The organism is Marinomonas algarum (assembly GCF_020532605.1).
GTDB lineage: Bacteria > Pseudomonadota > Gammaproteobacteria > Pseudomonadales > Marinomonadaceae > Marinomonas > Marinomonas algarum.
This window is the reverse complement of record NZ_JAJATW010000026.1, coordinates 12,365-38,147: the sequence shown is the minus strand read 5'-3', so window position 1 is coordinate 38,147 and position 25,783 is coordinate 12,365. Positions and strand designations below refer to the sequence as shown.

Below are 25,783 nucleotides of genomic sequence, written 5' to 3'. Positions count from 1 at the left end.
ATTCACTTAAGCGACTCATCTTCTTAACTTAGTTTAGTAAGCTAAGGCTTGAAGCCCTGTCCGTGTCAGCGAGGGCGTATATTAAGGATCTACAGATTTTGTGCAACCCTTTTTTGAAGAAAAACACAATTTGTACAAATTAATTTGAAACAAGGACAAAACAGATCAAGAAACGATCAGAAGTAGGCCGTTTTGATCAAATAACAACCAGAAAGCACATCCAATTAGCAACCACACCTGTAAAAAAGACGCCAAAGCGTCTTTTAATATTGCCAGGTAGAAACTCAACACCTATTTTACAAATAAATGATGCTTTTTCTTACCCAATTTAACCAAGAAGTATTTCCCGTAGTAACCAAGCTCTGAACTAAAAATTTCAGCCGCTTTCATATTGTCATCTAACCCTTTTGCCACGCCATTTACGAATACAGAATTACGCTGCAATGCGTCTTTCACTTGTTTACCACTGGCAGCGAGGCCCGCATCCGCCATCAGACTAGTAAGCGGAGTCGAAGACAAATCAATTCCCTCAAGTGAACTGCTTGGAAGTCCATCTTGTTGGATTTGCTCTAAGTCTTGCTCACTAAGTGAATCGACATCGCCACTAAATAAAGCCAAGGTGATGCGTTCTGCCGCTTGCAACCCTTCTTCACCATGAACCAGCTTAGTCACTTCATGAGCGAGTATCGCCTGGCCTTGTGGTTTACCTTCACTTTCTTGGTCTGCTTTTTCTATGTCGCTCACTTCGTCGAGCGACAAGAAAGTAAAAAACCTTAAGAACTTATAAACATCAGCGTCAGCAGTGTTCATCCAAAATTGGTAAAAAGCATATTGGCTTGTCTTCGCAGGATCTAACCAAATCGCACCAGATTCTGTTTTACCAAACTTAGTACCATCAGACTTTGTTACCAAAGGAACCGTTAAACCAAAAGTTTGCGCTTGGTTTTGACGACGAGAAAGGTCGATGCCGCCAACAATGTTACCCCATTGATCGCTACCACCCACTTGAAGTGTGCAATCATACATTCGGTTCAGTTCGGCAAAATCCATTCCTTGCAACAACGCATAGGAGAATTCGGTAAAAGATATACCCGCACCTTCTCGGTTAAGTCGCTGCTGCACTGATTCTTTGTTGATCATGGCATTTACCGAGAAATGTTTACCAACATCTCTGAGGAAATCCAGCATGCTCATTTCGCCAGCCCAATCAAGGTTGTTGACCACTTTAGCTGGGTTCGTCACACCGTCGAATTTAATGAATTGGCTCACTTGACCTTTAATTTTCTCTGCCCAACCAGCCACCACATCAGAAGTATTTAACTGACGCTCTGCTGCTTTAAAGCTTGGATCACCAATAAGCCCCGTTGCGCCACCTACTAATGCGATCGGATTATGGCCAGCATCTTGAAAACGTTTTAACACAAGGAGTGGTACCAAATGCCCTAGATGCAAGCTATCTGCAGTGGGATCAAAACCACAATACAATGTACGACTGCCACTTTCTAAGTGTTTTTTAAGCTCATCTTCCGACGTCATTTGGGCGATAAGTCCACGAGCTTGCAAGTCATTTAAGAGGTCGTTATTGCTTACAGTCATTATTTTGATCCATATCCTGATTAGTTTATCTTTCTTTAGCATTCAATTATAAAAGTAATATTGATAGGATTATAAGGCTTTTATAAAGATTTTTTGGGTATACATTTTGAGAAAGTTACTACCAACAAAACACCTTCTTCTTGTCGCTGCTGTTAGTACAGCCATTCTTGTAGGACTTATCGTACTCCCAGAGGAAAAAAAACAGCAGACTTTCATTTCGTTGGATGCGACGCTTGACATCGTCGAACCCTCCACTCTTACCGTTACAGACCTTCAATTACCTCACAACAGGTCATACGAAAATAATATTGTCACGCAGACAAAACAAAGTGAAGATTCTAATCTTGCCATTGAAGGTGCAACCTTTGCCAAGACAACGCTTCCACCTTCTTTTTTAGAGACTTCTGTCAAAATCAAAAGCGGTGACTCGTTATCACGTATCCTTTCAAAAGCGGGCATCTCTGCTCAGGATATCTACAAAGTCTCTTTAGCAGATAAGGAGCAAGGCTCATTGCTTAGAATCAGACCTGGGCAAACCTTAAACTTTACGGTCAACAACACTTCAGGAGAACTCACACAGTTGACCTACATTAAAAATCGCATTAGCAGCGTTGTCTTTGAACGAGACACAAACAGTTTTAATAGAACTAACGTTGAAAAAGAGCCCAACATTGTCCAAACGTACAAAGAAGCAGACATCAACAGTTCACTTTTTATAGACGGGCTGAAGTCTGGTATAAGCCAAGCACTGCTTATAGAGTTAGCCAATATTTTTGGTTGGGATATCGATTTTGCTCTTGATATTCGAAAAGGCGATAGCCTAAGTGTCTTATACGAAGAGAAGTACCTTGAAGGTGAAAAAATTGGCAATGGAAACATCCTTGCCGCGCAGTTTATTAACAACGGTCGGACATTCCAAGCAATCCGTTTTGATACCAAAAAAGGAGCAAACTATTACACACCCGATGGCTTAGCAATGCGCAAAGCCTTTATTAGAACGCCTGTAGACTTCACTCGCATCTCGTCAAAGTTTAATCCGAATAGATTACATCCTATATTTAAAACCAGCCGCCCACACCGAGGTGTCGACTACGCTGCTGCCAGCGGTACGCCAGTAAAAGCAGCAGGTGATGGAAAAATCACCTTCGCAGGGAAACAGAATGGCTATGGCAATGTGGTTATTATTGACCATGGTAAAGGTTATGAAACGCTGTATGCCCATTTACGAGGGTTTGCTAGAGGAACAAAACGCGGTGCACGCATTCAACAGGGTGAAACCGTTGCCTATGTTGGGCAAACAGGTTGGGCTACAGGGCCTCATTTACATTACGAGTTTAGGGTGAATGGAGTCCATAAAAACCCTGTCACGGTCAAACTACCAAACGATGATCCTATGCCCAAAAAAGACCTAGAAAACTACCTTCCCTATGCAAGGCAAATCACAGCCACACTGTCCAACTCTCACTCACCCGACTTTGCTCAAAAGCTAGCGCTACTAAAAAAATAACGCACTAGAACAAGAAAAGCAGCCATCGGCTGCTTTTTAATTTTTACCAGTAACAATCAGCCCATCTAAAAATTAGATTGCGCTGTCGACAAAATCAACCAATTGAGATTTAGAAACCGCACCCACTTTAGTAGCTACCACTTCACCACCTTTAACGACAAGCAATGTAGGAATACCACGAACATTGTACTTAGGGGCTGTTTCTTGGTTCTCATCAACGTTAAGTTTTACCACTTTAACTTTTCCAGCGTATTCTGCAGCAACTTCTTCAAGAACTGGCGCAATCATTTTGCAAGGACCACACCAAGGCGCCCAAAAATCAACAATAACAGGCATGTCTGAATTCAACACTTCTTCTGCGAACTGGGCATCTGTAATTTGAACGGTATTTTCACTCATGTGTACATTCCTTTAAATCTATTTAGCTAATGAATGGCATAATCATACCATTAAACCTTTGGGGTAAAAACGCGTTCTCATCAATTAAAGCAATAGAAAAAGGCTATCTTGTCAGAGTACGAATGGCGGTAGGCAACTCAAGCAAAGAATGCACTTCTGCATCGAAGCGCCCCTCCCAACTGTCATGCCAGCGCTGAGCACCGTGACGATTAAACCAAATACTTTGAGCACCAACATCGCTTGCACCACGAATATCGTCGATTGGGTGATCACCGATGTGAATAAGCTCTGAAATATCCGAACCTGCCTTATTTGCAGCCATCAAAAATATATCTGCATTTGGCTTTGCTATGCCTGACTGATCTGCTCGGACAGCAAAATCAAAGTAGTGACCGAGGCCCACATGGGGATGAAAGACGTCAGCATTGCCGTTCGTTATTACTGCTAGGGTATAGTGTTGGCTTAGCATTTCCAACACATCCACTGCATGCGGATAAAGATCGACTTTTTGACGCCATTCACAAAAATGCGCCAATGCGGCTTTTGCAATTGCGTTTGCCTCTTCCATTGGCAAACCAAACTGCTTCAATGCTCGCTCGTACATTATTAGGCGTAACGCAGTCAGGTTACTGCTCATTTCAGGGAATTCAATCAATATTTGACGCCTTAACTCCTCCCTGAAAGTACTTGAGAACAATGCATCAAACCTAGGAAAACGTTCACCAAACCAAGATTCCATTGCGTACTCAGCACGAAGAATAACGGGCGACACATCCCATAACGTATTGTCTAAATCAAACGTAATCAAGGTACTCATGGAATTAGCCTCAGCAAAATAGCACTCAATAGATCTGCTAGATATTGTAAAAACAAGGTTCCCTTACCTTGATCAAAAGCAACCTTGCTTTCAGCTCCTAACACCAAGACACCACAACTCTTCACATCTCCACCCGAACGGGACTGTAATGGAAGCACAGCCACTGATTCCATTTCTGCCCAATCATCAGGGAAGAGAAAGCGCATTTCATTTTCGGGTAGCGCACCACAGTAACATGCCTGAAAACTCGAGGTATTTGATAAAATACTCTCATTCTCAGACAACCTATGAGTACGGATTGAGCTGTCTATACTTTCATCGTAAAGAAGCAAAGTATGATGGGATAAGCCAAAGTCATTTCGCACTAAGTCATCAATAACACCAACAAAGTCATCCAAAGAATCGCACGCCAAACTCGCTAATACCAGTCGTCGACTTTTTTGCATTGTCTCTTCATTTTCGCGCGCTACTTGTACTAAACGCTCAAACTGAGCTTTGTAATCCGCTGTCGACTGACGCAACAAGGCAACCTGATACTCAAGCAGAGAAACGACTTTGCCACTCACAGGGTGAGGAAGAGACATACTCTCTAGCAACTCAGTATGTCGAGCAAAGAAATCGGGCGTTGTTGACAAATACTGAATGACTTCCTCTTCGTTCATACACCCTCTATAAATAGATTTGACCTTCAAATACTTTTTCTGCCGGCCCTGTCATTAAGATAGGTTGCCCAGCACCTTGCCATTCAATTTGCAAATCACCGCCGCGTAGATGCGCGATCACTTTGGGCGATAACCAACCCTGTTTAATACCCGCTACAACAGCCGCACAAGTTCCTGTCCCACAGGCTTGGGTTTCCCCTGAACCTCGCTCATAGACTCGCAAATTAATTTCTTCCGGAGAAACGACTTGCATAAATCCAACATTCACTTTCTGTGGGAAACGCTCATGACATTCTAGTAGACTACCCACTTTGGCCACTTCTTCGTCTAGCAATTGATCGACTTTAATCACCGCATGCGGATTGCCTACTGATACCGGCGTAAGAAGGTACTCTTTGTCAGCAACCAATATAGAATAAAGTTCATCGGATGTGTCCGCCGTAAAAGGCAAATCACTTGGCTCAAAACTTGGCACACCCATGTCAACCGTCACTAATCCATCATCCATGACACGCAACTGAATTGCACCACGTTTGGTTTCTACATCAATAACGCGCTTATTCGTCAGTTCACGATCCAAAACAAACTTTGCGAAGCAACGAGCACCATTACCACAATGCTCCACTTCACTACCATCTGAGTTGTAAATACGGTATCGAAAGTCCATATCCGGCTGAGTCGGCGGCTCAACCACCAAGAGTTGGTCAAAACCAATCCCCCAATTGCGATCACTGAGTCTCTCAATTTGTCGTTTATTAAAAAACACTTTACGAGACACAGCATCAACAACCACAAAGTCGTTCCCAAGGCCGTGCATTTTAGTAAACTTCAATAACACAACAGGCTCCTTATTCTTGCAAAACTTGTTCACCAGCTAGCTGATGCTCAATCGTTTCTCGCGCTCGAATAAGATGCGTTACATCACCGTCAACCATCACTTCAGCGGCACGATTACGGCTATTGTAGTTTGAAGACATAGTAAAGCCGTAGGCGCCCGCAGAGCGTACCGCAAGCAGATCACCCGCTTGAATATCCAATTCTCTCTCTTTGCCTAAAAAGTCACTGGTTTCACAAATAGGCCCAACGAGGTCATAGGTACGCTTACCCTCTGGTGTCGGCACTAGAGAAACAGGCACGATATTCATCCAGGCACCATACAAAGAAGGACGAATCAAATCGTTCATTGCACCATCAATGATGGCAAAATTCTTATGGGGCGTACACTTAAGAAACTCTACCTGCGTCAATAACACACCCGCGTTAGCAGCAATGGAACGGCCAGGTTCAAAAGCTAAAGTAATGTCGCGACCCGCCACTTTTTCTAACAGTAAATTCGCGTAATCCGCCGGTTCTGGAGGAACTTCATCACGATAACGAACGCCTAAACCACCACCTAAATCAAGATGCTTGATGGTGATACCCACCTCGGCTAATTCGTCAATTAAACCAATCAATCGATCAAATGTGTCTAGGAAGGGTTTTAACTCCGTCAGCTGAGAGCCAATATGACAGTCGACACCCATTACATTTAGGTTAGGCAAAGTATGGGCAATTTTATAAATGCGCACCGCATCTTGAATATCAATACCGAACTTATTTTCTTTCAGACCCGTTGAAATATAAGGGTGTGTTTTAGCATCCACATCTGGATTCACACGCAAAGACACAGGAGCCACTTTGCCCATTTCACCTGCAACCTGATCGAGTCGATATAACTCAGCTTCAGACTCGACATTAAAACAGTGGATGCCCACTTCTAATGCTCGACGCATTTCTGCAGCTTGTTTGCCTAATCCTGAAAACATGACCTTAGCTGGGTTACCACCCGCTTTAAGCACACGCTCAAGTTCACCAACAGAAACAATATCAAAACCTGATCCCAATCGTGCTAGTACGTTTAAGATCGCAATGTTAGAACACGCTTTAACGGCATAACAGATCAGCGTAGGGTGGGAAGCAAACGCACTGGCATAAGCATTATAATGACGCTCCAGTGTTGCTCGAGAATACACGTAACACGGTGTTCCAAACTGAGCCGCAACGTCTGGTAAGGACACGTTTTCAGCGTGCAAAGTTTGATTAGAATAATTAAAAAAATCCAAAGGGGAATCCTCAGTTATAAAGACGATGTTTGTTGTACTTGTGTCGTATCATCTGGCAGATAAAGTGCACCTTTATTACCACAGGCCGCTAAGAGCACTGCAAACACACACACTAAAAGCCATCTATACATCGTCTTATCTCTTCTATATTTGATTTTTTACAGTATACCTTGCTGCCAGTTCGTTTCCCAACCCTCAGTAGATCAATTACACAGATAAACACTCCTCCACATTTATTGCCTGTGATAAGCGTGATTCTTTTCTTGGATTTGTTATATTTACTCCTAAATTCAGATAATAAGTTCAGGCATTACTGGGTACTATAGAAAAAAACCTAAGAAAGAGAGGGTCTATTGCAAACAAAAACAAACACTCGTATTTTAATTTCTGTATGAAAAAAAACACCTCAACCTGGGTCATAGCATTACTTTGCGCAGTCTTACTGCACATCGCTTTTTTTAGTTTGTCTGACAAGCTGGAGTGGCTGACCTATCAACCGGAAATGTCCGCGGCCTCGGTAGAGCTATTCTTGTTACCAGAAAGAACACCAATCGAACAATCCTCTGAACAAGCGAACCCACTGGTAAAAGAAACAGATCGAGCAGTCAGTACTGCCCAAAGTGAAGAGAAGAATGTTAGGTCTGGTGGCTTGCCAGCGGTAGGCTCCGTGAACACAACCCATGAAACCACCGTTCATACAGAAACGGCCTTTGATATTACACCTAACAAAACGGGTCAGCTTAATCTTGATCCGCCATCGGACACCTTAATACTGGAAGAAGACCTAACACTGCCCCCCCAATCTTCTCTGTCTGAGTTTTCTAACCAACAAATTGACAGTAAAAAGCCCCATAACCAGGCATTAAATAGCGACGAAGTTAACCTCACTAAACCAGACTTATTAGATTTATCCAACGTATCGCTGGCACCCAACACTCAAGATGCGGCACTCACTGAGGTTTTTTCAAAAGAATTACGAGATAAGATTGCTGAGTCGCAAGAGGCGCAACAGAACTACTCAAAGGGCTTAAATAAAGAAGTTGATTATCCGATAACCGAAGACGCGGACGGCACACGATATGTCAATATCAAGGGCGTATGCTGGCGTTTACCACCTGAAGAAAACGCTAAAGGTGAAGGATGGGCAATTGTGTTCGATGGCTGCGGCATTGAGAATAAGTTATTTCATTTCGAACTCAACATCTCTCCCACTATTTTCACCAATGAGTTACTTGGCCCAGACTCTCCTTTTAATATTGATCAACCTATAGAGTGAGTTGTCTAAAACTAAAACAGCCGCTTTTGATAATAGCGGCTGTTTTAATGCGTACTTATTTTCTGTGACTAAACAGCTTTATTAGCGTTGCGCTAAATCCGCTTTAGCACGCTCTACTGCTTTTAGCACCTGAGCAGGTGCCGTACCACCAACATGATCACGAGCCGCGACGGAACCTTCCAACGTCAGCACATCAAACACATCAGCCTGAATCATACTGCCAAAACCTTGCAACTCTTCTAGCGTCATTTCGGACAAGTCTTTGCCCTCTTTCACGCCGTAACCCACGGCTTTGCCGACCACTTCATGCGCATCACGAAACGCAACACCTTGACGGACCAAGTAGTCCGCTAAATCCGTTGCAGTGGAAAAACCACGACGCGCCGCTTCATACATATGCTCTGGGCGTGATTCTATCGCTGGAATCATGTCAGCAAAAGCGCGCAACGACCCTTTCAATGTATCAACCGTATCAAACAACGGTTCTTTGTCTTCCTGATTGTCTTTGTTGTACGCCAGACACTGAGACTTCATCAGGGTCAACAGACTCATCAAATGACCATAAACACGACCCGTTTTACCACGCACTAACTCTGGAACATCAGGGTTTTTCTTTTGCGGCATAATGGAAGAGCCCGTGCAAAAACGATCTGGCAGATAAATAAAATTAAATTGTGCCGATACCCACATGACCATTTCCTCTGCCCAACGAGACATATGCATCATGATGATGGATGCTGTTGAGGTAAACTCAATCGCAAAATCACGGTCACTCACAGAATCCAATGAGTTGTAAGTGGGTCGTTCAAAACCAAGCAAGTCAGCCGTCATATTACGATCAATGGGGTAAGTCGTTCCCGCTAAAGCGGCAGCGCCAAGAGGAAGAATATTGATGCGCTTACGGCAATCAAGTAGACGCTCATAATCCCGTTGAACCATCTCGTACCATGCCATTAAATGGTGACCGAAAGTAACGGGCTGAGCCGTTTGCAAATGGGTAAAGCCAGGCATAATCGTATTCGCTTCTTTTTCCGCCAAACTCAAAATACCCTGTTGCAAACGAGTAACTTCTTCTAGCAAGAAATCCACCTCATCGCGCATGTACAAGCGGATGTCCGTTGCCACCTGATCATTACGCGAGCGACCCGTATGCAATTTTTTTCCCGTAATGCCAATTTTTTGCGTCAAACGCGCCTCAATGTTCATGTGAACATCTTCTAACTCAACAGACCAAGCAAACTCACCGCGAGCGATTTCTTCTTCAATTTCTGTCAAACCTTGAATAATCTGATCACGCTCTTCTTCGGTCAGTACGCCCACATGGGCAAGCATTTTTCCATGGGCGATGGACCCTTGAATATCTTGTTTGGCCATACGCTGGTCAAATTCAACAGACGCCGTGAAACGTGCCACAAAAGCATCTACAGGCTCAGAAAAACGACCACCCCATTGCTGGTTCGTGGTTTTATTAGTATCAGTCATTCAGTCGGTTCCCACACAAATTCAAACAGTCGCCAAGAGTACAGTATGCGCCCAGACTTATAAAGCATTCGAAGATGACGAACTCCTCTTGAGCGAGTATCATAAAACGATAACAGGTATGACTATTTGTCCAAAGACAACACACTAGGAGACGATGTGAAAGATAAGATTGTGATTGCCACCCGTGAAAGTAAATTAGCACTCTGGCAAGCAGAGAACATCCAGGCACAACTCAAGTCTTTGTACCCAGAACTGCTCGTAGAGTTGCTTGGCATGAGCACAAAAGGCGATCAAATGTTGGATTCGCCATTGTCCAAGATTGGCGGTAAAGGCTTATTCGTTAAAGAACTGGAAACCGCACTGTTAGATGGCCGCGCCGACATTGCCGTTCATTCTATGAAAGATGTCCCTATGGCCTTTCCTGAAGGACTTGGTTTAGCGGTTATTTGTGAGCGAGAAGACCCAACAGATGCTTTTGTGTCTAATACTTTCTCATCAATTGATGAATTACCCCGTGGCAGCATTGTGGGCACCTGTAGCTTACGCCGCTCCTGTCAATTACGTATGAACCGACCAGATCTGGTTATCAAAGACTTACGAGGCAACGTAAATACCCGTCTGCGTAAATTAGACGACGGAGAATACGATGCCATTATTCTAGCGACAGCCGGACTACTCCGTCTTGAAATGAACGACAGAATTCGCCAAAGAATTCCAGCAGAAACCAGCCTTCCTGCCGGTGGCCAAGGCGCAATGGGAATCGAGTGCCGTAGTGATGACTCAGACACATTAGCGCTGCTTGCTCCGTTAAAACATGAAGAAACAACGATAAGAGTCACCGCTGAACGCGCCGTTAATGAGCGCTTAAATGGTGGCTGCCAAGCTCCCATCGCTTGTTTTGCCCTTTTGGAAGGCGACTCAATCTGGTTGCGTGGTTTAGTCGGAAGCCCTGATGGTAAAACCATGATTGAAGGAGAGATCCGTGGGCATAAAGCAGAGGTGAGATCCCTCGGCATTCAACTGGCAGATGACCTACTGGCTCGTGGCGCAGACGTTATTCTTGACGCTATTTATCAATAAGACTCAGCAATAGGCACGCTTTTTATGCAAGACTGTCGCATACTGATCACACGGCCTGAACCAGAAAATACCTTAAGTCGAGAGCGTCTTCACGCTCTTGGCTTAGCGTCTGTTCCCCTACCGATGCTTAATATCGCACCGATAAAAGGCCCTCAAGAACAAGCGGCCATCCGCGCACAAATCTTCGATATCGATCAATTTGATTACGTTATTTTTGTCAGTAAAAATGCGGCTCGCCTTGCGTGCGACTGGCTGGATGCGTGCTGGCCCATGTTACCTGTCGGGGTACACTGGATTGGCATTGGACAAGGAACAACCCAAACTCTGTTAGAAGAGGGTGTACCAGCACTCTCTAACCCGGGCCATACCACTGAAGCGCTATTGGCATGGCTTAAGCCTGCCAAAATGACAAATCAGAAAATCCTGATTGTCCGAGGAGCTGGCGGACGTCCTGAACTTGGTGATAAATTGGCTGAGCGAGGCGCAAAAGTCAGCTATCTATCACTCTATGAGCGACAAAAGCCAATTTACACTGCGCAAACGTTTTTTATGTTGCCCGATGTTCATCTAATATGGGTCACCAGTGGCGAAAGCTTAACCAACCTCACAGACTACGCTGAACAACATAAACCGGAGTGGAAATGTTTACCCATCCTAACACCCAGCGAAAGAGTCACTCTTCAAGCGAAAGAAATGGGCTGGGTAAACGCGCGTTGCGCACAGGGCGCTGATGACAACAGCTTGATCAAAGCGACAGAACTTCACATAGGAAAACAGAATGACTGAGATAAATAACCAAGACAAACACTCAGAAAAAAGCACGGACTCCACACCTGCTGCCCCTCGCCCTCCTCAACCACGCTCGAATGAAAAAAAGCCGCCGTACACAAAACTCTCAACACTTGCCCTCGGCGTATCCGTTTTAGCACTCGCTACGAGCGGTTGGCTGTATGTTCAAAGCACTCAAAGTTCTCTTCATCAAGATGTTCAGCGACTGTCAACACAACAATCGCAGCTCAACACAGCATTAGCAAAAAGCAACCAAGATCGCGCGCAATTTTCTCGTTTAACACAACAAGTCACGAGTGCGACTCAACAAATTAAACAGCAGGCAGAACAAAAAAATCAGCTTACCGCCCAACTGTCGGAGCAAAACACCCAACTTGCCGACTTAGAATCCAAAATAAATCGCCTCAACAATACAACCAAAGAAGACTGGAAACTTGCTGAAGCCGAATACCTCATTCGTCTAGCAAACCAACGTTTACTGCTCGAATCTGATGGTGCAGGCTCTGCCAGGTTATTGATCAATGCAGACGACATTCTGAATGCACTGGAAGACCCCATCGCATTTGATACGCGTAAAGCGTTGGCTAATGACATCCAAGCACTAAAATCCGTCAGTGAATTTGATCTGGAGGGCGCCTATCTAAAGCTTAATGCTTTATATCAAAGCGTTGAGAACCTTCCTCAACGAGAGCCGTCACAAGAATGGCAAAACAAATCAACAGCACAAAGTGAACCCGCAGAAAGCACGACGTCTAACCATCTAGTGTCTGTCCTCAACAGTTTTTGGGCATCTTTACGCTCACTCATTGTGATCAATTACGACCACAAGCCCATCAAAGCCTTATTGCCACCAGCAGAATATCAACAGCTCGTAACGGGCATACAATTGCAGTTAGACATTGCACAAGTTGCGCTGATTAAAGGTGAAACCGTCATTTATCAACAGGCATTGTCACGCGTTGCCAATGCCACAACGATACATTTCGACACACAAGCCAGTACCGTCATGTCCTTCTTATCTAGCCTCACAGCATTGCAAGCGCTAAACCCGGCACCAGAACTGCCGCTTCCTAGCGCCTCCCTTGTTGCTATGAAAGCCTTAACGGATGAGTGGAATCGTCGTCGCGACACAAGAAACCTAATTGAAGTAGACCATGCCACACCAGTCGATAATGAAAAGGCGACACTAGAGCCAACGCAAACAGCAACGCCCATTGCAACAGAAACGACACCCGCCACAAACGCAACGGAGCCTGAAGCAGCGCTCGATTCAAAACTTGGGTCAGAGCCGAACTCAACGCAACCCAACACTGATAAAGGAGCAGAGGCATGAGAAAACTCCTCTTTTTATTGGTCATCATGATGGCGTTTGGTGGGGTGTTAGGGCTGCTGATGCGCCAAGACAGTGGCTATGTTTTATTAGCGTATAACGGCGTCACTGTGGAAACCAGTATTTGGGTGTTAGCCGCAGCGATGATTATTACCTTGTTTGCTCTTAGCTGGATTAAGCGCATTCTTTTCATTGCATTAAGACCCAGTAACTCACTGGCTAAAGTCACGGGTAACTTGGCACAAAAGCGTGCGTCTCGAAACACCATTCGCGGCATGCTAGAGCTGGTTGGAGGCAACTGGAATAAGGCAGAAAAACTTCTAACGAACAGTGCAGAGAAAGTCCCTTACCCTTTAATCAACTACATCAGTGCCGCTTATGCAGCCAGTGAGCAAGACGAACACGAACGTTCAAAAGCGTTATTGCGCGCAGCACACAAATCCACACCAGAAGCCGAATTTGCTATCGGCTTTGCACAAAGCCAGATTCAAATAAAACAAGAACATTACGAAGGCGCTCTAGCGTCATTGTTACGCTTGCAAAAACTGAAACCCAAACACAAGCAAGTACTAAAAATGTTGGTTACCGTGTATACCAAATTAAAAGATTGGGACGCTCTACTCACACTGACCCCCATGTTAAAAAAAGATGGCATTTTTGATGAAGACAACATGCTGGAATTGGAGAAAAACGCCTTTCTCGCATTGTTGGATAAAATCAAATTTCGCAACAAGCTAGGGCAAAATAGCAAAGAGTTAGTCTCGGATGTTGAGCGCTTATGGAACAAACTGGACACCCTATCGCAGGATGACAGAATGCGTCAGCTTTATGCTCAAACATTGATTCACTTTGGTGACAACGACAAAGCGGAGCAGTTTATACGCAATAGCTTAGGTCAAAAATGGTCAGAATCGCTTATTTATGAGTATGGTAATGTGCGCCAACAGACAGCCAAAAAACAACTTACTCATTGCGAGCAATGGCTAAAGAAAGAACCGTCCAGTGCGACTCTCTATCTTGTTTGTGGTCGTTTAAGTCAGTCACTGATGCTTTGGGGCAAAGCACGAGATTATTACGAGCAAGCCCTGAGCTTAGACGCCCACAACGAAGCACTCGCTGAGTTAAGCCGTTTACTCAAAGCCATGGGAGACACAAAAGCCAGTCAAGAGCTGATGATGATTAACCTGAATCAAGCCAGCGAGCAACTAAAACCACTTCCCCTGCCCACTCACTAGAGCTCTTCTCATCAAACGCGGTTGGGTCTAACAACCGCGTTTATGAAACCTATTCTAAGGTAATACTTTATTCAACCAACGCGTAAGCACTGGCAATAGATACGTAGGTATTTGTAGTGCCCCTGCTAATGGCAAGAACGCAGGCCCCAACAAAGCCCCAGCAATACTGTACGTTAACAAAACATTTCGGTTTCCCGACGTGATCGCCGCCGTCAATGCTTCCGCTTTTCCTTGTTTGCGATAGGCAAAATACGACAGGGTAAAAAACAGTCCACACAACGCCGTTGCAATACCAAAATACTTTAATGCCATCATTGGGTCTTGATCGAACAAAAGGCGAAAGCTGCCCACCAAACCAAATGGGAAAGCAAACACCAATAAAATGGTATAAGGGGAAATTTTCAATAAGAATCGCCCTAACACCTCATCCGGTGTGACCTTATGCACCATGAAAGAAAACAGCATAGGACCAAAAATAAACACAATCAGGCGCGTAAAATAGCTTGCCCAGTCTAACTCTACCGACTCAGTTTGAAACAACACTAAGGTTGCAAAAATGGATACTGGCAACACCAGTGTCGTGGCAATGGTCATGGCCATCGCGTGCAGGCTATCAAAACCTAATGCCCTTACAATTGCTGGTGTCGCAAACAAAGAGCCCGTAGCCGCCACAGCCACCATTGCCAACAACAAATTTCCATCAAGTTCTAGCCACCAGCCAACACCACCGACAATGGCCATCAAAACAGCGGAATGCAACAGGGAATACAACCAAACTCCCAGCGTACTCAGTCGCTGAATCAGTTCATTTTGCTTCATACCAAGCAAAGTTAACGTCATAAGCGTGAAAAGCACAGCAGGAAGAAAAGGAAAAAACGCAATAGAAGCAGAGGGAACCAGAAAGCCAAGGATGGCAAACGCAAACATAAAGGGGAGCGAGTTTCGAACGATGAATAACAACATGGGGGATCACACCTTCCGTAGACAGCCCTGTTTTAAATTCAAATTAAAATAATCCGATTATTTTTTTGAGCTGCTGTAAATTTTATTATTTTCAGGTAACTCAGCAATTTCAATTACCCATTTAGTGCGAGCTTGATCAAACGCAGCCCGCAGGGCAATAAGTCTATCACTTTGCGCAAGAGAAACCTCTTTTTCATCCTCCGTTAGCCCCTTCTCATCATCAATCTGACAAGGTACTGGAAATGGTATCAGATTATTCTTCATAAACTCTCTCTATTAAAGCATTGTCTGGATATCTATCGGCACTCTATGGATAATCTTTACAACGCATCACTTTGAGCAGACGGAGTTCACCATGAAGTTTCTAATATCACCGGCAAAAACACTGGATCTGACGTCCACCCCCAGCATCGACACTTACAGCTTGCCAGAATTACTGGAAGACGCGCAACAACTCATTAATACGATTAAACCTGCAACACCTTCCGACATCGCTTCCTTAATGAAACTGAGCGACAAACTGGCCACTCTGAACGTCTCCCGCTACCAAGCTTGGCAACAAGAACACACCACGACAAATAGCCGACCTGCTGTGTACACTTTTATGGGCGATGTTTACACCGGGTTGGACGCTTACTCTCTCAGTGAAAGCGACATGGCTTATGCGCAAACCTCGCTGCGTATCTTAAGCGGTTTATACGGCGTGCTTAAGCCTTTAGACTTAATGCAAGCCTATCGTCTTGAAATGGGCACCAAACTTGAAAACGAGAGAGGCAGTAACTTATATCAATTTTGGGGAGACATCATTGTCGATAAACTCAATACCTCTCTTGAAGAAAACGAGCTATTGGTCAATTTGGCATCCAATGAATACTTCAAAGCCGTCAATAAAAAGAAACTCCAAAACACCTTGGTCACACCAAACTTTTTAGATGAGAAAAACGGCCAATTTAAGGTCATCAGCTTCTATGCTAAAAAAGCCCGTGGCCTGATGGCGCGCTACCTAATAGAAAATCGCTGTGAAACACAGGAAGATATTCAAGCATTCAACCTTGCTGGCTATCGTTACGATCCACAACAGTCGACTAAAAACAATCCAGTCTTTATTCGTCCGGAAAGTGCTCAGCCACAAAAATAATCAGCTTTTTTTGCTGGGCCACTGGCCAATTGTCACACGATCATTGCCGCCTAAGTCTTGAAAGCTTTCGACAGCCACAAACCCTGCCGTACAGAGCGCTGTTTGCACAGCGTTCGCTTGATCATAACCGTGTTCAAACATGAGCCAACCTGACGCCGTCAAGAAACGGGGAGCTCGATGAATAATATGTTCAATATCGGCCAAACCGTGATTGTTTGCCACTAAGGCACTTTTAGGTTCAAAACGCACATCCCCCTGGGATAAATGCTCATCTTCAGGGTCAATATAGGGTGGATTTGACACAATAAGATCAAATACAGCCGTATTGTCTAGCGCATCAAACCAACTACTCTGCAGAAAACGTGCATTCATAAGACGGTTTTGGGCGGCATTACGTTGCGCTAATTGCACCGCGTCTTCGATTAAATCAACGCCTAACACCTCTGCGTTAGGGCGCTCTGCTGCAAGCGCTAGTGCCACGGCTCCCGTGCCTGTCCCTAGGTCCAAAATACGCAAGCGCTCTGAAGAGGCGCCTTGCTCCTGTGCTTCTAACACCGACAAGGCCACTTCCACAAGACGTTCAGTATCGGCTCGTGGAATCAAGGTGCAAGGCTCAACCTCTAATTCAAGCGTCCAAAATGCCTGATAGCCCAATAAGTACGCGACAGGCTCACCCATTTCTCGACGAGACAACAACGCATCAAACGAAGCATATTGTGCTTCGCTCACGATTTTTTCAGGCCACGTATAAAAATATGAAGTGGATACCTCTAGCACTTTCGCTAACAACAACTGAGCATCCAGCTGTGGTGTATCAGTAACAAAAGTAAGGCGCTTATAAGCGCCTTTTAATACATCATCTATTTGCATGTACAACGGTTACCCTAAACCTAGTTATCGCCACTCAATGCGGCAAGCTGCTCAGCTTGAAATTCGTTTACCAAAGGATTGATCAACACATCCAAATCACCGGTGACGATCTCGTCCAACTTGTACAGAGTCAAGTTAATACGATGGTCTGTGACCCGCCCTTGAGGGTAATTGTAGGTACGAATTCGCTCCGAGCGATCACCGCTACCGACAAGTGATTTCCGTGTTTCAGACTGTTCACTGGCGGCTTTTTCTTGCTCCGCTGCCTGTAGTCGTGAAGCCAGTAAAGACATCGCCTTAGCACGGTTTTTATGTTGTGAGCGCTCTTCCTGACATTCCACCACCACACCCGTTGGTATATGTGTTAGACGGATTGCTGAATCTGTTTTGTTAACGTGCTGACCACCGGCACCCGATGCACGGAAAGTATCGATGCGTAAGTCTGCTTTATTAATGATGATGTCATCCACTTCATCCATCTCTGGCATAACCGCCACCGTACACGCCGATGTATGAATACGCCCCTGAGACTCTGTGGCTGGTACTCGCTGAACTCGGTGTGCACCCGATTCAAACTTAAGCTTGGAATACGCGCCATCCCCGACAATACGAGCAATCACCTCTTTATAGCCGCCATGCTCCCCTTCATTGGCACTGATGATTTCTACCTTCCAGCGCTGCGTTTCTGCATAACGGGAATACATTCGGAATAAATCACCCGAAAAAATAGAGGCTTCGTCGCCGCCCGTACCTGCCCGCACCTCTAAAAAGACGTTACGTGAGTCGTTAGGGTCTTTTGGCAACAATAATTTTTGCAGTACAAGCTGCAAATCTTCTTTTTGTGCCTGGCCTGACTTGTACTCCTCTACTCCCATTTCTTTGATGTCGGGATCAGCGTCCGTCATCATCAACTCGGCTTCTGCGATGTTTTCGTCAATTTGCTGGAACTCATTAAAGCACTTTACAACAGGCTCAAGCTCAGCATATTCCTTCGAGTAAGCTCGGAACAGCTCTTGGTCCATAATGACTTCCGCAACGCCAAGCAATGCGGCCAATTCATCATAACGGTCGGACAAACTTTCTAGTTTTAACTTAATGGATTCTTTCATTATTTAGTGGTCTTTTTCTTCGTAGATGCCCAATACGTTTGAGGCAATGGTTAATGCGTCTTGATCGGCGTCAGCACCCGCGTCACGTAAATAGCGGGTTGGCGCATGGATGAGCTTATTCATCAACCCATGTGCCAATTTGTTTACAACTTGCTCTGGCGACTGCCCCATTTCCAGGCCTTTCAATGCTTTTTCTAACTCAGCTTGTTTGGTCGCTTCAGCAGATTTTCGGAAGGTGACAATTAAATCGGAGACTTTTCTCGACTCAATTGCACGGCGATATTCGTCTAGCCCCTCTTCAATCATTTGCTCAGCCGCTTTCGCTGCATCTTGCCTTGCCCGAACATTTTCTTCAATCACTGAATGGAGGTCATCGACACTGTATAAGTAAGCGTCATTGACGTCTTCAACTTCGGGTTCAATGTCTCTGGGTACCGCAATGTCGATTAACAACATAGGCGCATGACGACGCTTCGCTGTGGCACGCTCCACCATACCTTTACCGATAATAGGCAACTGGCTCGCAGTGGATGAGATGACAATATCGGCTTGCGACAAGTAATCGCCTACCTCTCCCAACATAATCGCTTCTGCATTCAGCTCGTTGGCGAGGGTTTCAGCCCTTGCCAACGTACGATTGGCCACCACTATACGCTTGATACCGTTTTCTTTTAAGTGCCTAGCCACCAGCTCAATGGTTTGCCCTGCTCCTATTAATAAAGCCGTATTTTTACGGATATCCGCGAAAATACGTTGCGCTAAACTCACCGCGGCAAAAGCGATCGAGACGGGGTTTTCACCAATGGCCGTATCAGTACGAACACGCTTAGCCACCGAAAAGGTGCGTTGGAACAAAGATTGTAACTCAGGTCCAATACAATCCCCTTCTTGAGATACCGCATAAGCGGACTTCACCTGACCTAAAATTTGCGGTTCACCTAGAATTAAAGAGTCCAGTCCAGAGGCGACGCGCATGACATGACGTACACAATCGTCATTGAGGTGCGTGTAACAGTATTGCTGTAAGTCGGCCAATGCAATATTGTGATAATTGGCCAACCAAGCAATAACGTCGTTTACTAAGTTCGAATCAGCGACAGAGCAATACAATTCTGTTCGGTTACAGGTCGACACAATGACCGCTTCGTTGGCTGTTTTTTCAGCGATTAAAGAGGACAGGGCGTCTATCATCTTTTCAGGCGCAAAGGCCACACGCTCACGTATCGAGACTGGCGCAGTTTTATGATTTACACCTACAGTAATTAGCGGCATTCAGGACTCTTTTCAAAGATCGAGATCTTAAGGGAATGACAGGAGCAAGTATTGCCCCACATGACTCTTTACATAAAGGAAACGTATTATACGAGAAAATGGCTTTTTTTCGCACCCTATATCCTCAATTAAAGTCATAGGATTCGTTTATAGTCAGTTCTAACAGACAGTTACACCTGACAGGACGCGTCGCTAACGATACCATAAGGGTTATATGAATTTCGCATCGAGAAAATACATGCCTGCAACATCAGGTCAATACCAAGTAAGGACACTTCCTTTTTATCTCGCAAGTACTCACAAAGCACTGGTACTGCTGAGCGTATTTTTCCTTAGCGCCTGTGGTGTCCAAACAACAAAAGAGGCAGTGAATCCAGCAGACGCGGTATCACCTTCCTCCCCATTAATAACCAGTGAGTTTAATCGTCACTCTGCAGCAAAAGACCAAATTGGCGCTCTACTCAATGCGGAGTTTATGTTGCAAAGAGAAGGCCCAAATAAAGCGTTTGGTGCTTTTTATCAAATTGCCCTTTCCTCTAATTCAAACGACCTCCCTTGGATAGAAAGGTTGGTGCGCATTGCTGTTGCATCTCAAAACCTCATGCATATTGAAAAAAGCACCAACCTGTGGCTGGCTGCCGCCCCGGATGCTGAAGCCGCCTACGCACTCAAATTTCAAGTGTTGATAAAAGGCAATCGTATTCCAGAAGCCACAACGTTACTTACAACAGCACAACAACTGTCTGTGTCTTTGCAGTTTTTGCCGCGTTATCTTGAAGACAACATTCGTGACGGCGAACAAATTGATGTTATCGAAAAGACGCTAGCGGCATTGCCCGTCCAATCTAAACAAGACCCATATGTACGACTGAGCCAAGCACATCTGTTGTTACTTTCCGGCCAATATCACCAAGCCATTGAGGCTTCAAACGCATTGCTGCAACAAGAAAATGTGGAAAAAACGGAAGCACTCTATTTAATAAAAGCCTTTAGCTTAAGAAACATTAACCAGATAAAAAGTGCTATTGAAACACTGGAAGAAGCCACCACTCAACTACCAAACAGATCTCAACTGATCACTCCTCTTGTAGACTTTCTTGTCATTGACGGGCGAGGAGAACAAGCTTTAGAGCGCTTCAAAAGCACGGACCTAAAGGCAGTAGAACAGTTTCAAGTTGGCATTAATCTCATGCGGGCTTTTATTGAACATCAACAACCGGAACGAGCGTTAACCACCGCCAACCAATTGCCTAAAGAACAAGCTGAACTGTCGGATCAAGTTCAGTACCTGACGGCCATTGCACTTGCTCAACAAGACAAAAGAGAAAAAGCTATTCAAATCATGGAGGGGGTGACTGGCACTTTACAAGCCAATGCCACCAACCAAATAGCCATTTGGCTCTATGAAGAAAATAAGCCCGAGTTAGTCAACACCATGGTATTGAAAAGAACACAACGCGCAAACATGCCAGAACAAATCGACGTTATCAGCATGCTTCATGAGGACGAAGGAAATATTGATCTGTCATACGACCTGATTTGTCGTGCGCTCGACTTATTGCCTGCTTCTAATGTCTTACGTTACCGTAAAGCGCTGTTGGCAGACCTTATTGGTCAATGGAAAGTCACCGAAAAAGAACTAAGCATCTTGGTTGCCAAGGAGCCAGATAACGCCCAATACCTCAATGCATTAGGTTACACCTTGCTAACACGCACACCTCGACTTGATGAAGCCATGGCCTATATCGAATCCGCTTATGAAAAGTCAGATAATGACCCTGCTATTATCGATAGCCTTGGCTGGGGGTTCTTCTTACAAGGTGAACTGGAACGATCCTCTTATTACCTCAAAAAAGCATGGTCCATTTTGCCCGATGCCGACATTGCTGCTCATTATGGTGAATCTCTGTGGGCGCAGCAGCATTACATGGAAGCCATGACCGTCTGGCAAAACGCCTTAGATGCTTCTCCAGAAGCCCCTTTATTACTCGACACGATAAAACGACTGTCACCGTCGTTATTAAAAGATTCCACATAGGACCTCGCTTATGACCTATCGTACGCTTTGTTTACTCACACTGACCGCCGCCATTAGCGCCTGTAGCACCAAGCCAACGGGCCCCATTACGCCACCGCCAACCAGTGCCAGCGCTATTTCTAAATGGGAAACGTCTGGACGCGTTGGTATTCGAACAAAAGAAGATGCCATTTCAGGAAATTTTAACTGGCAACAGGACCCCGCAACTTTTGCTCTCAATATCGTCGGTCCTTTTGGCCAAGGAGCCATCAAACTGTCCAAAAATATGGAAGGCATTGTCACCCTTGCCTATGATGATGTGATCCGAGTCGGCAGTGACCCCGCCATACTGCTGCAACAAGAATTAGGCTGGGAATTTCCAGTAAAACAAGTCACCTATTGGATGCGTGGTTTACCCGCGCCAACCTCAACAGCTCGGATCACCAATGACCCACAAACAGGTCTTGTCAATCAATTAGAACAAGATGGTTGGCTAATCACTTACAGCAACTTCACCGACGTGGATGGCCTATTACTGCCGCAGAAAATGCAAGTATCAAATCCACCCTATAAGGTAAATTTGATTATTAACCAATGGACTATTCAATAAAGATGATGCGCTTACCTTCCCCAGCAAAACTCAATTTATTTTTGCATATCATCGGCCAACGAGATGATGGTTATCATGAATTACAAACACTGTTTCAATTTATTGATTTATGCGACACATTAGACATCACTCTAACAAGGGATAACGCCCTCACCCTCACACCGACCATTGATGGCTTACCAAGCGAAGATAACTTGATTTACAAGGCCGCCAAACTGCTCATGCCATTTCGTCACGACACAACATTCGGCGCTACGATTCATCTGACAAAACAACTGCCCATGGGAGGCGGTATTGGAGGAGGCAGTTCTAATGCCGCCACCACACTCTTAGCGTTAAATACCCTATGGCGTTGCCAACTCTCCCTAGAAGAACTTGCTCACCTTGGCGTGCAGTTAGGGGCCGATGTCCCCGTCTTTGTGATGGGGAAATCGGCTTTTGCCGAAGGCGTTGGCGAACATCTCTACCCTGTTGAATTAGAAACACCTTATTATTTGCTAATAAAGCCGAATAGCCATGTCTCAACAGGTCAAATTTTTACTGATAAGTGTTTGACAAGAGACACCCCGCCCATCAGAATATCGCACGCTTTAACGCTGGCTGGCCATAATGATTGTCTAGACGTCGTATTAAAGCACTATCCTGATGTGAATGAAGCTTACCAGTGGTTAAAACACTACGGTGATGCCAAACTCACTGGGACGGGTGCTTGCCTATTTTTGGCCTTCGATAGCCTAAATGAAGCGCAAAAGGTAAAAGCAGACACACCGGAAAAATGGCAGTCTTATGTTTGTCATGGTTTAAATGCATCGCCAACACACGATGCACTGAAGCAATGGATCAAACAAGTTGATATCGATGATGGGTCTGAACAGCATTAACGATACAATCAAGCCATAAAACACCCTATATTTTGTGCTTAATGAGTTGGTCGTGACTAATACCGACTGATTAATGCCTGAGGCGCTTTATCGCCCTCAAATACGCCGACAGTCAATCATTGACTAACAGCGGGACTCAGCCGTCACGTTTGTGGTAGCGGGTTTTAGTGCCATGTTTGAGGCCGAAATCAAACAATAACGCTCGGAGCGGGTCGCATCTCTGGGCACAATTTTTATTTATTATTAGGAAAATATCATGTCATTATCTATTAATGCCGTTGCACGTAATCATGAAGGTAAAGGTGCGAGCCGCCGCCTTCGTTTTACAGGCCAAGTACCTGCTGTAATCTACGGCGGTGACGTTGCACCACAGTCTATTTCTTTCAAAGATAACGAACTTCTAAAAGCAGTTGGAACCCCTGGTTTCCTAACAGGTCTTGTTGAAGTTGTTGTTGAAGGCAAAGCAGAGCAAGTTCTTGTTAAAGCACTTCAGCGTCACCCATCTACTGGTGCGGTTATGCACATGGACCTTCAGCGTGTTGAAGCGGACAAAACCATCACCACTCGTGTTCCGTTGAACTTCATCAATGCAGCGCAAAGTGAAGGTGTCAGCAAGCAAGGTGGTCGTTTGACTATCGAGTCTAAATTGGCTGAAGTACGTTGTTTGCCAGGTAACCTTCCTGCGGCACTAACAATCGATGTTATCGATGCTCAATTGGATGATATTTTCCACCTATCTGATGTGACTCTGCCTGAAGGCGTAGAATTGGTTTCTTTGTTGAAAGGCGAAGACCACGACCAACCTATCGGCCGTATCGGTAAGTCTAAACGTTAAGATTATTCATTGAAGGCAGTATTGTGGCAGGTTTCAAATTATTAGTCGGCTTGGGCAACCCAGGCAGCGAATACGAGAACACTCGCCATAATGCAGGCGCTCAGTGGATTGAAGCATTGGCTCGTCAGAGCCAATGCTCTCTTCGTACAGAAAAAAAGTTCTTCGGCCAATTCGGCAAAGTTTCTATAGCTGGTGAAGAGTGTTACCTTCTCATTCCCACCACCTATATGAATTTAAGCGGTAAAGCGGTTCAGGCTGTTTGCCAATTCTATAAAATCCCTCCAGAAAACATTCTTGTGATACACGATGAACTCGATATCGCTCCTGGCACCGCGAAGCTTAAAAAAGGCGGTGGGCACGGTGGTCACAATGGGCTCAAAGATATTATTGCGAAGCTAGCGAATAACCGTGAATTTGGTCGCCTCAGAATTGGTATCGGTCATCCCGGACACGCTAGTCAAGTGGCAAACTATGTACTCAAAAAAGCCGCCCCTGATGACTACGCAAAAATTGAACAAGCAATTGACGAATCATTACGCTATGTAGAAGATATTGTTCACGGCAATTTAAATACCGTGATGAACCAGCTACACAGCTTCAAAGCATAATCACTTACTTATTAGGAATCTCACTATGGGTTTTAATTGCGGCATCGTTGGGCTACCTAACGTTGGTAAATCGACTCTATTTAATGCATTAACCAAAGCCGGTATCGGCGCAGAAAACTTCCCATTTTGCACCATAGAACCAAATGCAGGCGTTGTTGCCATGCCTGATCCACGCCTTGACGCGCTTGCTGAGATCGTTAAGCCAGAGCGTGTATTAGCAACCACCATGGAATTCGTCGACATTGCCGGTCTTGTGGAAGGTGCGTCAAAAGGTGAAGGCTTGGGCAATAAATTCCTTGCTAACATTCGTGAAACGGACGCTATTGCCCATGTGGTACGCTGCTTTGAGGACGAAAATGTGATTCATGTTTCTAATCACGTTAACCCAAAGTTAGACATCGAAGTCATTAACTTAGAGTTGATTTTTGCCGATATTGAATCCATTGATAAACAGCTTCAGCGTACTGCCAAAAATGCGAAAAGCGGTAACAAAGACGCCATTGCACACAAAGCTTTTTTAGAAACCATCAAGACACATTTAGAAGATGGTCAACCTGTTCGCTCTATGACGCTGTCTGATGATCAAAAGAAAGAAGTGCGCGCTATGCACTTGTTGACCACAAAACCGACCATGTACATTGCTAACGTCTCTGAAGACGGATTTGAAAAGAATCCGTACCTAGATCAAGTCCGTGAGATCGCTGAAGCCGAAGGCGCAATGGTGGTACCTATTTGCAATCAATTAGAAGCAGAGATTTCCGAGCTAGACGCCGAAGAGATGCAAGAGTTTCTTGATGAAATGGGCATGGAAGAGCCAGGTCTAGATCGTGTTATCCGTGCTGGCTATGAATTGCTTGGACTGCAAACGTATTTCACAGCCGGTGTAAAAGAAGTTCGCGCTTGGACAGTCAAACAGGGTGCGACAGGCCCACAAGCCGCTGGCGTGATCCATACGGACTTTGAGAAAGGCTTTATTCGCGCTGAAGTCGTTGGTTACAGTGACTTCATCCAGTACAAAGGCGAAAGCGGTGCAAAAGAAGCCGGTAAATGGCGTTTAGAAGGGAAAGACTACATAGTAAAAGACGGCGATGTGATGCATTTCCGTTTTAATGTGTAATAGATTTAAATTCTTTTAAGAAAACACTTGACCCATAAAGCACTTATATGAATAATATCGCGCCACAGAGGCAGTAGACCATTTTATG

Annotated in this window: 26 protein-coding genes; 13 read left to right on the top strand and 13 right to left on the bottom strand. The window is 44.9% G+C overall.

Annotation, left to right across the window (positions count from 1 at the left end):
* Window positions 1-291 precede the first annotated feature (291 nt).
* Window positions 292-1,596: a tyrosine--tRNA ligase gene (gene tyrS / locus LG368_RS13565; RefSeq protein ID WP_226755263.1), complete on the bottom strand. Its 1,305-nt coding sequence runs from the start codon at window positions 1,594-1,596 to the stop codon at window positions 292-294.
* A 106-nt stretch (window positions 1,597-1,702) separates the two neighbouring features.
* On the opposite strand from tyrS, the gene LG368_RS13560 reads away from it, so the two are divergent.
* Complete coding sequence (locus LG368_RS13560) at window positions 1,703-3,103, top strand: peptidoglycan DD-metalloendopeptidase family protein (protein ID WP_226755262.1); 1,401 nt, start codon at window positions 1,703-1,705, stop codon at window positions 3,101-3,103.
* A gap of 72 nt (window positions 3,104-3,175) precedes the next feature.
* Here the strand turns inward: LG368_RS13560 and trxA are convergent, their stop codons facing one another.
* From trxA to lptM, 6 genes are all read right to left on the bottom strand, one after another.
* On the bottom strand, window positions 3,176-3,502 hold the full coding sequence (trxA, locus tag LG368_RS13555) for a thioredoxin TrxA (RefSeq protein ID WP_226755261.1): 327 nt from the start codon (window positions 3,500-3,502) through the stop codon (window positions 3,176-3,178).
* 103 nt (window positions 3,503-3,605) lie between these two features.
* Window positions 3,606-4,319 carry an HAD family hydrolase gene (locus tag LG368_RS13550; RefSeq protein ID WP_226755260.1) on the bottom strand — a complete coding sequence of 238 codons (714 nt, stop codon included), beginning with the start codon at window positions 4,317-4,319 and terminating at the stop codon, window positions 3,606-3,608.
* Entirely contained in the window at window positions 4,316-4,981 is a 666-nt protein-coding gene (locus LG368_RS13545; RefSeq protein WP_226755259.1) for a DUF484 family protein, read from the bottom strand. Before LG368_RS13545 ends, LG368_RS13550 begins: the two co-directional genes overlap by 4 nt.
* Window positions 4,982-4,988: 7 nt before the next feature.
* Window positions 4,989-5,819, bottom strand: a complete 831-nt coding sequence (gene dapF / locus LG368_RS13540; protein WP_226755258.1) for a diaminopimelate epimerase — start codon at window positions 5,817-5,819, stop codon at window positions 4,989-4,991.
* 10 nt (window positions 5,820-5,829) lie between these two features.
* Complete coding sequence (gene lysA / locus LG368_RS13535) at window positions 5,830-7,083, bottom strand: diaminopimelate decarboxylase (RefSeq protein ID WP_226755257.1); 1,254 nt, start codon at window positions 7,081-7,083, stop codon at window positions 5,830-5,832.
* A gap of 14 nt (window positions 7,084-7,097) precedes the next feature.
* On the bottom strand, window positions 7,098-7,214 hold the full coding sequence (gene lptM, locus LG368_RS13530) for an LPS translocon maturation chaperone LptM (RefSeq protein ID WP_226755256.1): 117 nt from the start codon (window positions 7,212-7,214) through the stop codon (window positions 7,098-7,100).
* A gap of 260 nt (window positions 7,215-7,474) precedes the next feature.
* Here lptM and LG368_RS13525 point away from each other — a divergent pair, with 260 nt between their 5' ends.
* Window positions 7,475-8,359: a hypothetical protein gene (locus LG368_RS13525; RefSeq protein WP_226755255.1), complete on the top strand. Its 885-nt coding sequence runs from the start codon at window positions 7,475-7,477 to the stop codon at window positions 8,357-8,359.
* 81 nt (window positions 8,360-8,440) lie between these two features.
* Here LG368_RS13525 and argH read toward each other — a convergent pair whose 3' ends face one another.
* Window positions 8,441-9,841 carry an argininosuccinate lyase gene (argH, locus tag LG368_RS13520; RefSeq protein WP_226755254.1) on the bottom strand — a complete coding sequence of 467 codons (1,401 nt, stop codon included), beginning with the start codon at window positions 9,839-9,841 and terminating at the stop codon, window positions 8,441-8,443.
* Window positions 9,842-9,997: 156 nt separating this feature from the next.
* On the opposite strand from argH, the gene hemC reads away from it, so the two are divergent.
* The 4 genes from hemC to LG368_RS13500 are packed head-to-tail and all read left to right on the top strand — an operon-like array spanning window position 9,998 to window position 14,275.
* Window positions 9,998-10,921 (top strand): hydroxymethylbilane synthase, encoded by a 924-nt coding sequence (gene hemC, locus LG368_RS13515; RefSeq protein ID WP_226755253.1) that lies wholly within the window; start codon window positions 9,998-10,000, stop codon window positions 10,919-10,921.
* 24 nt (window positions 10,922-10,945) lie between these two features.
* A complete protein-coding gene (locus LG368_RS13510) occupies window positions 10,946-11,707 on the top strand; it encodes a uroporphyrinogen-III synthase (RefSeq protein ID WP_226755252.1) in 762 nt (253 codons plus the stop codon).
* The gene (locus tag LG368_RS13505; protein WP_226755251.1) at window positions 11,700-13,043 is read left to right on the top strand and encodes a uroporphyrinogen-III C-methyltransferase; all 1,344 of its coding nucleotides are present in this window, start codon (window positions 11,700-11,702) and stop codon (window positions 13,041-13,043) included. The genes LG368_RS13510 and LG368_RS13505 overlap by 8 nt, the downstream gene beginning before the upstream one ends.
* Window positions 13,040-14,275, top strand: coding sequence for a heme biosynthesis HemY N-terminal domain-containing protein (locus tag LG368_RS13500; protein ID WP_226755250.1), 1,236 nt, complete (start codon window positions 13,040-13,042; stop codon window positions 14,273-14,275). The genes LG368_RS13505 and LG368_RS13500 overlap by 4 nt, the downstream gene beginning before the upstream one ends.
* Before the next feature lie 54 nt (window positions 14,276-14,329).
* Here the strand turns inward: LG368_RS13500 and LG368_RS13495 are convergent, their stop codons facing one another.
* Both LG368_RS13495 and LG368_RS13490 read right to left on the bottom strand, forming a co-directional pair.
* Window positions 14,330-15,238, bottom strand: a complete 909-nt coding sequence (locus LG368_RS13495; RefSeq protein WP_226755249.1) for a diguanylate cyclase family protein — start codon at window positions 15,236-15,238, stop codon at window positions 14,330-14,332.
* A 57-nt stretch (window positions 15,239-15,295) separates the two neighbouring features.
* On the bottom strand, window positions 15,296-15,502 hold the full coding sequence (locus LG368_RS13490; protein WP_226755248.1) for a hypothetical protein: 207 nt from the start codon (window positions 15,500-15,502) through the stop codon (window positions 15,296-15,298).
* A gap of 91 nt (window positions 15,503-15,593) precedes the next feature.
* Here LG368_RS13490 and yaaA point away from each other — a divergent pair, with 91 nt between their 5' ends.
* A complete protein-coding gene (gene yaaA, locus LG368_RS13485; RefSeq protein WP_226755247.1) occupies window positions 15,594-16,376 on the top strand; it encodes a peroxide stress protein YaaA in 783 nt (260 codons plus the stop codon).
* Here the strand turns inward: yaaA and prmC are convergent, their stop codons facing one another.
* From prmC to hemA, 3 genes are read right to left on the bottom strand one after another with little or no spacing between them, the layout of a single operon-like run.
* The gene (prmC, locus tag LG368_RS13480) at window positions 16,377-17,246 is read right to left on the bottom strand and encodes a peptide chain release factor N(5)-glutamine methyltransferase (RefSeq protein ID WP_226755246.1); all 870 of its coding nucleotides are present in this window, start codon (window positions 17,244-17,246) and stop codon (window positions 16,377-16,379) included.
* A 20-nt stretch (window positions 17,247-17,266) separates the two neighbouring features.
* On the bottom strand, window positions 17,267-18,355 hold the full coding sequence (gene prfA / locus LG368_RS13475) for a peptide chain release factor 1 (RefSeq protein WP_226755245.1): 1,089 nt from the start codon (window positions 18,353-18,355) through the stop codon (window positions 17,267-17,269).
* Between the two features lie 3 nt (window positions 18,356-18,358).
* Window positions 18,359-19,627, bottom strand: a complete 1,269-nt coding sequence (gene hemA / locus LG368_RS13470; RefSeq protein ID WP_226755244.1) for a glutamyl-tRNA reductase — start codon at window positions 19,625-19,627, stop codon at window positions 18,359-18,361.
* A gap of 238 nt (window positions 19,628-19,865) precedes the next feature.
* Here hemA and LG368_RS13465 point away from each other — a divergent pair, with 238 nt between their 5' ends.
* The 6 genes from LG368_RS13465 (at window position 19,866) to ychF (ending at window position 25,695) form a co-directional block, all read left to right on the top strand.
* A complete protein-coding gene (locus LG368_RS13465) occupies window positions 19,866-21,665 on the top strand; it encodes a tetratricopeptide repeat protein (RefSeq protein WP_226755243.1) in 1,800 nt (599 codons plus the stop codon).
* 10 nt (window positions 21,666-21,675) lie between these two features.
* Complete coding sequence (lolB, locus tag LG368_RS13460; RefSeq protein ID WP_226755242.1) at window positions 21,676-22,254, top strand: lipoprotein insertase outer membrane protein LolB; 579 nt, start codon at window positions 21,676-21,678, stop codon at window positions 22,252-22,254.
* Window positions 22,239-23,135 carry a 4-(cytidine 5'-diphospho)-2-C-methyl-D-erythritol kinase gene (gene ispE / locus LG368_RS13455; RefSeq protein ID WP_226755241.1) on the top strand — a complete coding sequence of 299 codons (897 nt, stop codon included), beginning with the start codon at window positions 22,239-22,241 and terminating at the stop codon, window positions 23,133-23,135. Before lolB ends, ispE begins: the two co-directional genes overlap by 16 nt.
* A gap of 256 nt (window positions 23,136-23,391) precedes the next feature.
* A complete protein-coding gene (locus tag LG368_RS13450) occupies window positions 23,392-23,970 on the top strand; it encodes a 50S ribosomal protein L25/general stress protein Ctc (RefSeq protein WP_226755240.1) in 579 nt (192 codons plus the stop codon).
* Window positions 23,971-23,993: 23 nt separating this feature from the next.
* The gene (gene pth / locus LG368_RS13445; RefSeq protein ID WP_226755239.1) at window positions 23,994-24,578 is read left to right on the top strand and encodes an aminoacyl-tRNA hydrolase; all 585 of its coding nucleotides are present in this window, start codon (window positions 23,994-23,996) and stop codon (window positions 24,576-24,578) included.
* A gap of 25 nt (window positions 24,579-24,603) precedes the next feature.
* On the top strand, window positions 24,604-25,695 hold the full coding sequence (gene ychF, locus LG368_RS13440; protein ID WP_226755238.1) for a redox-regulated ATPase YchF: 1,092 nt from the start codon (window positions 24,604-24,606) through the stop codon (window positions 25,693-25,695).
* The last annotated feature ends 88 nt before the right edge of the window (window positions 25,696-25,783 follow it).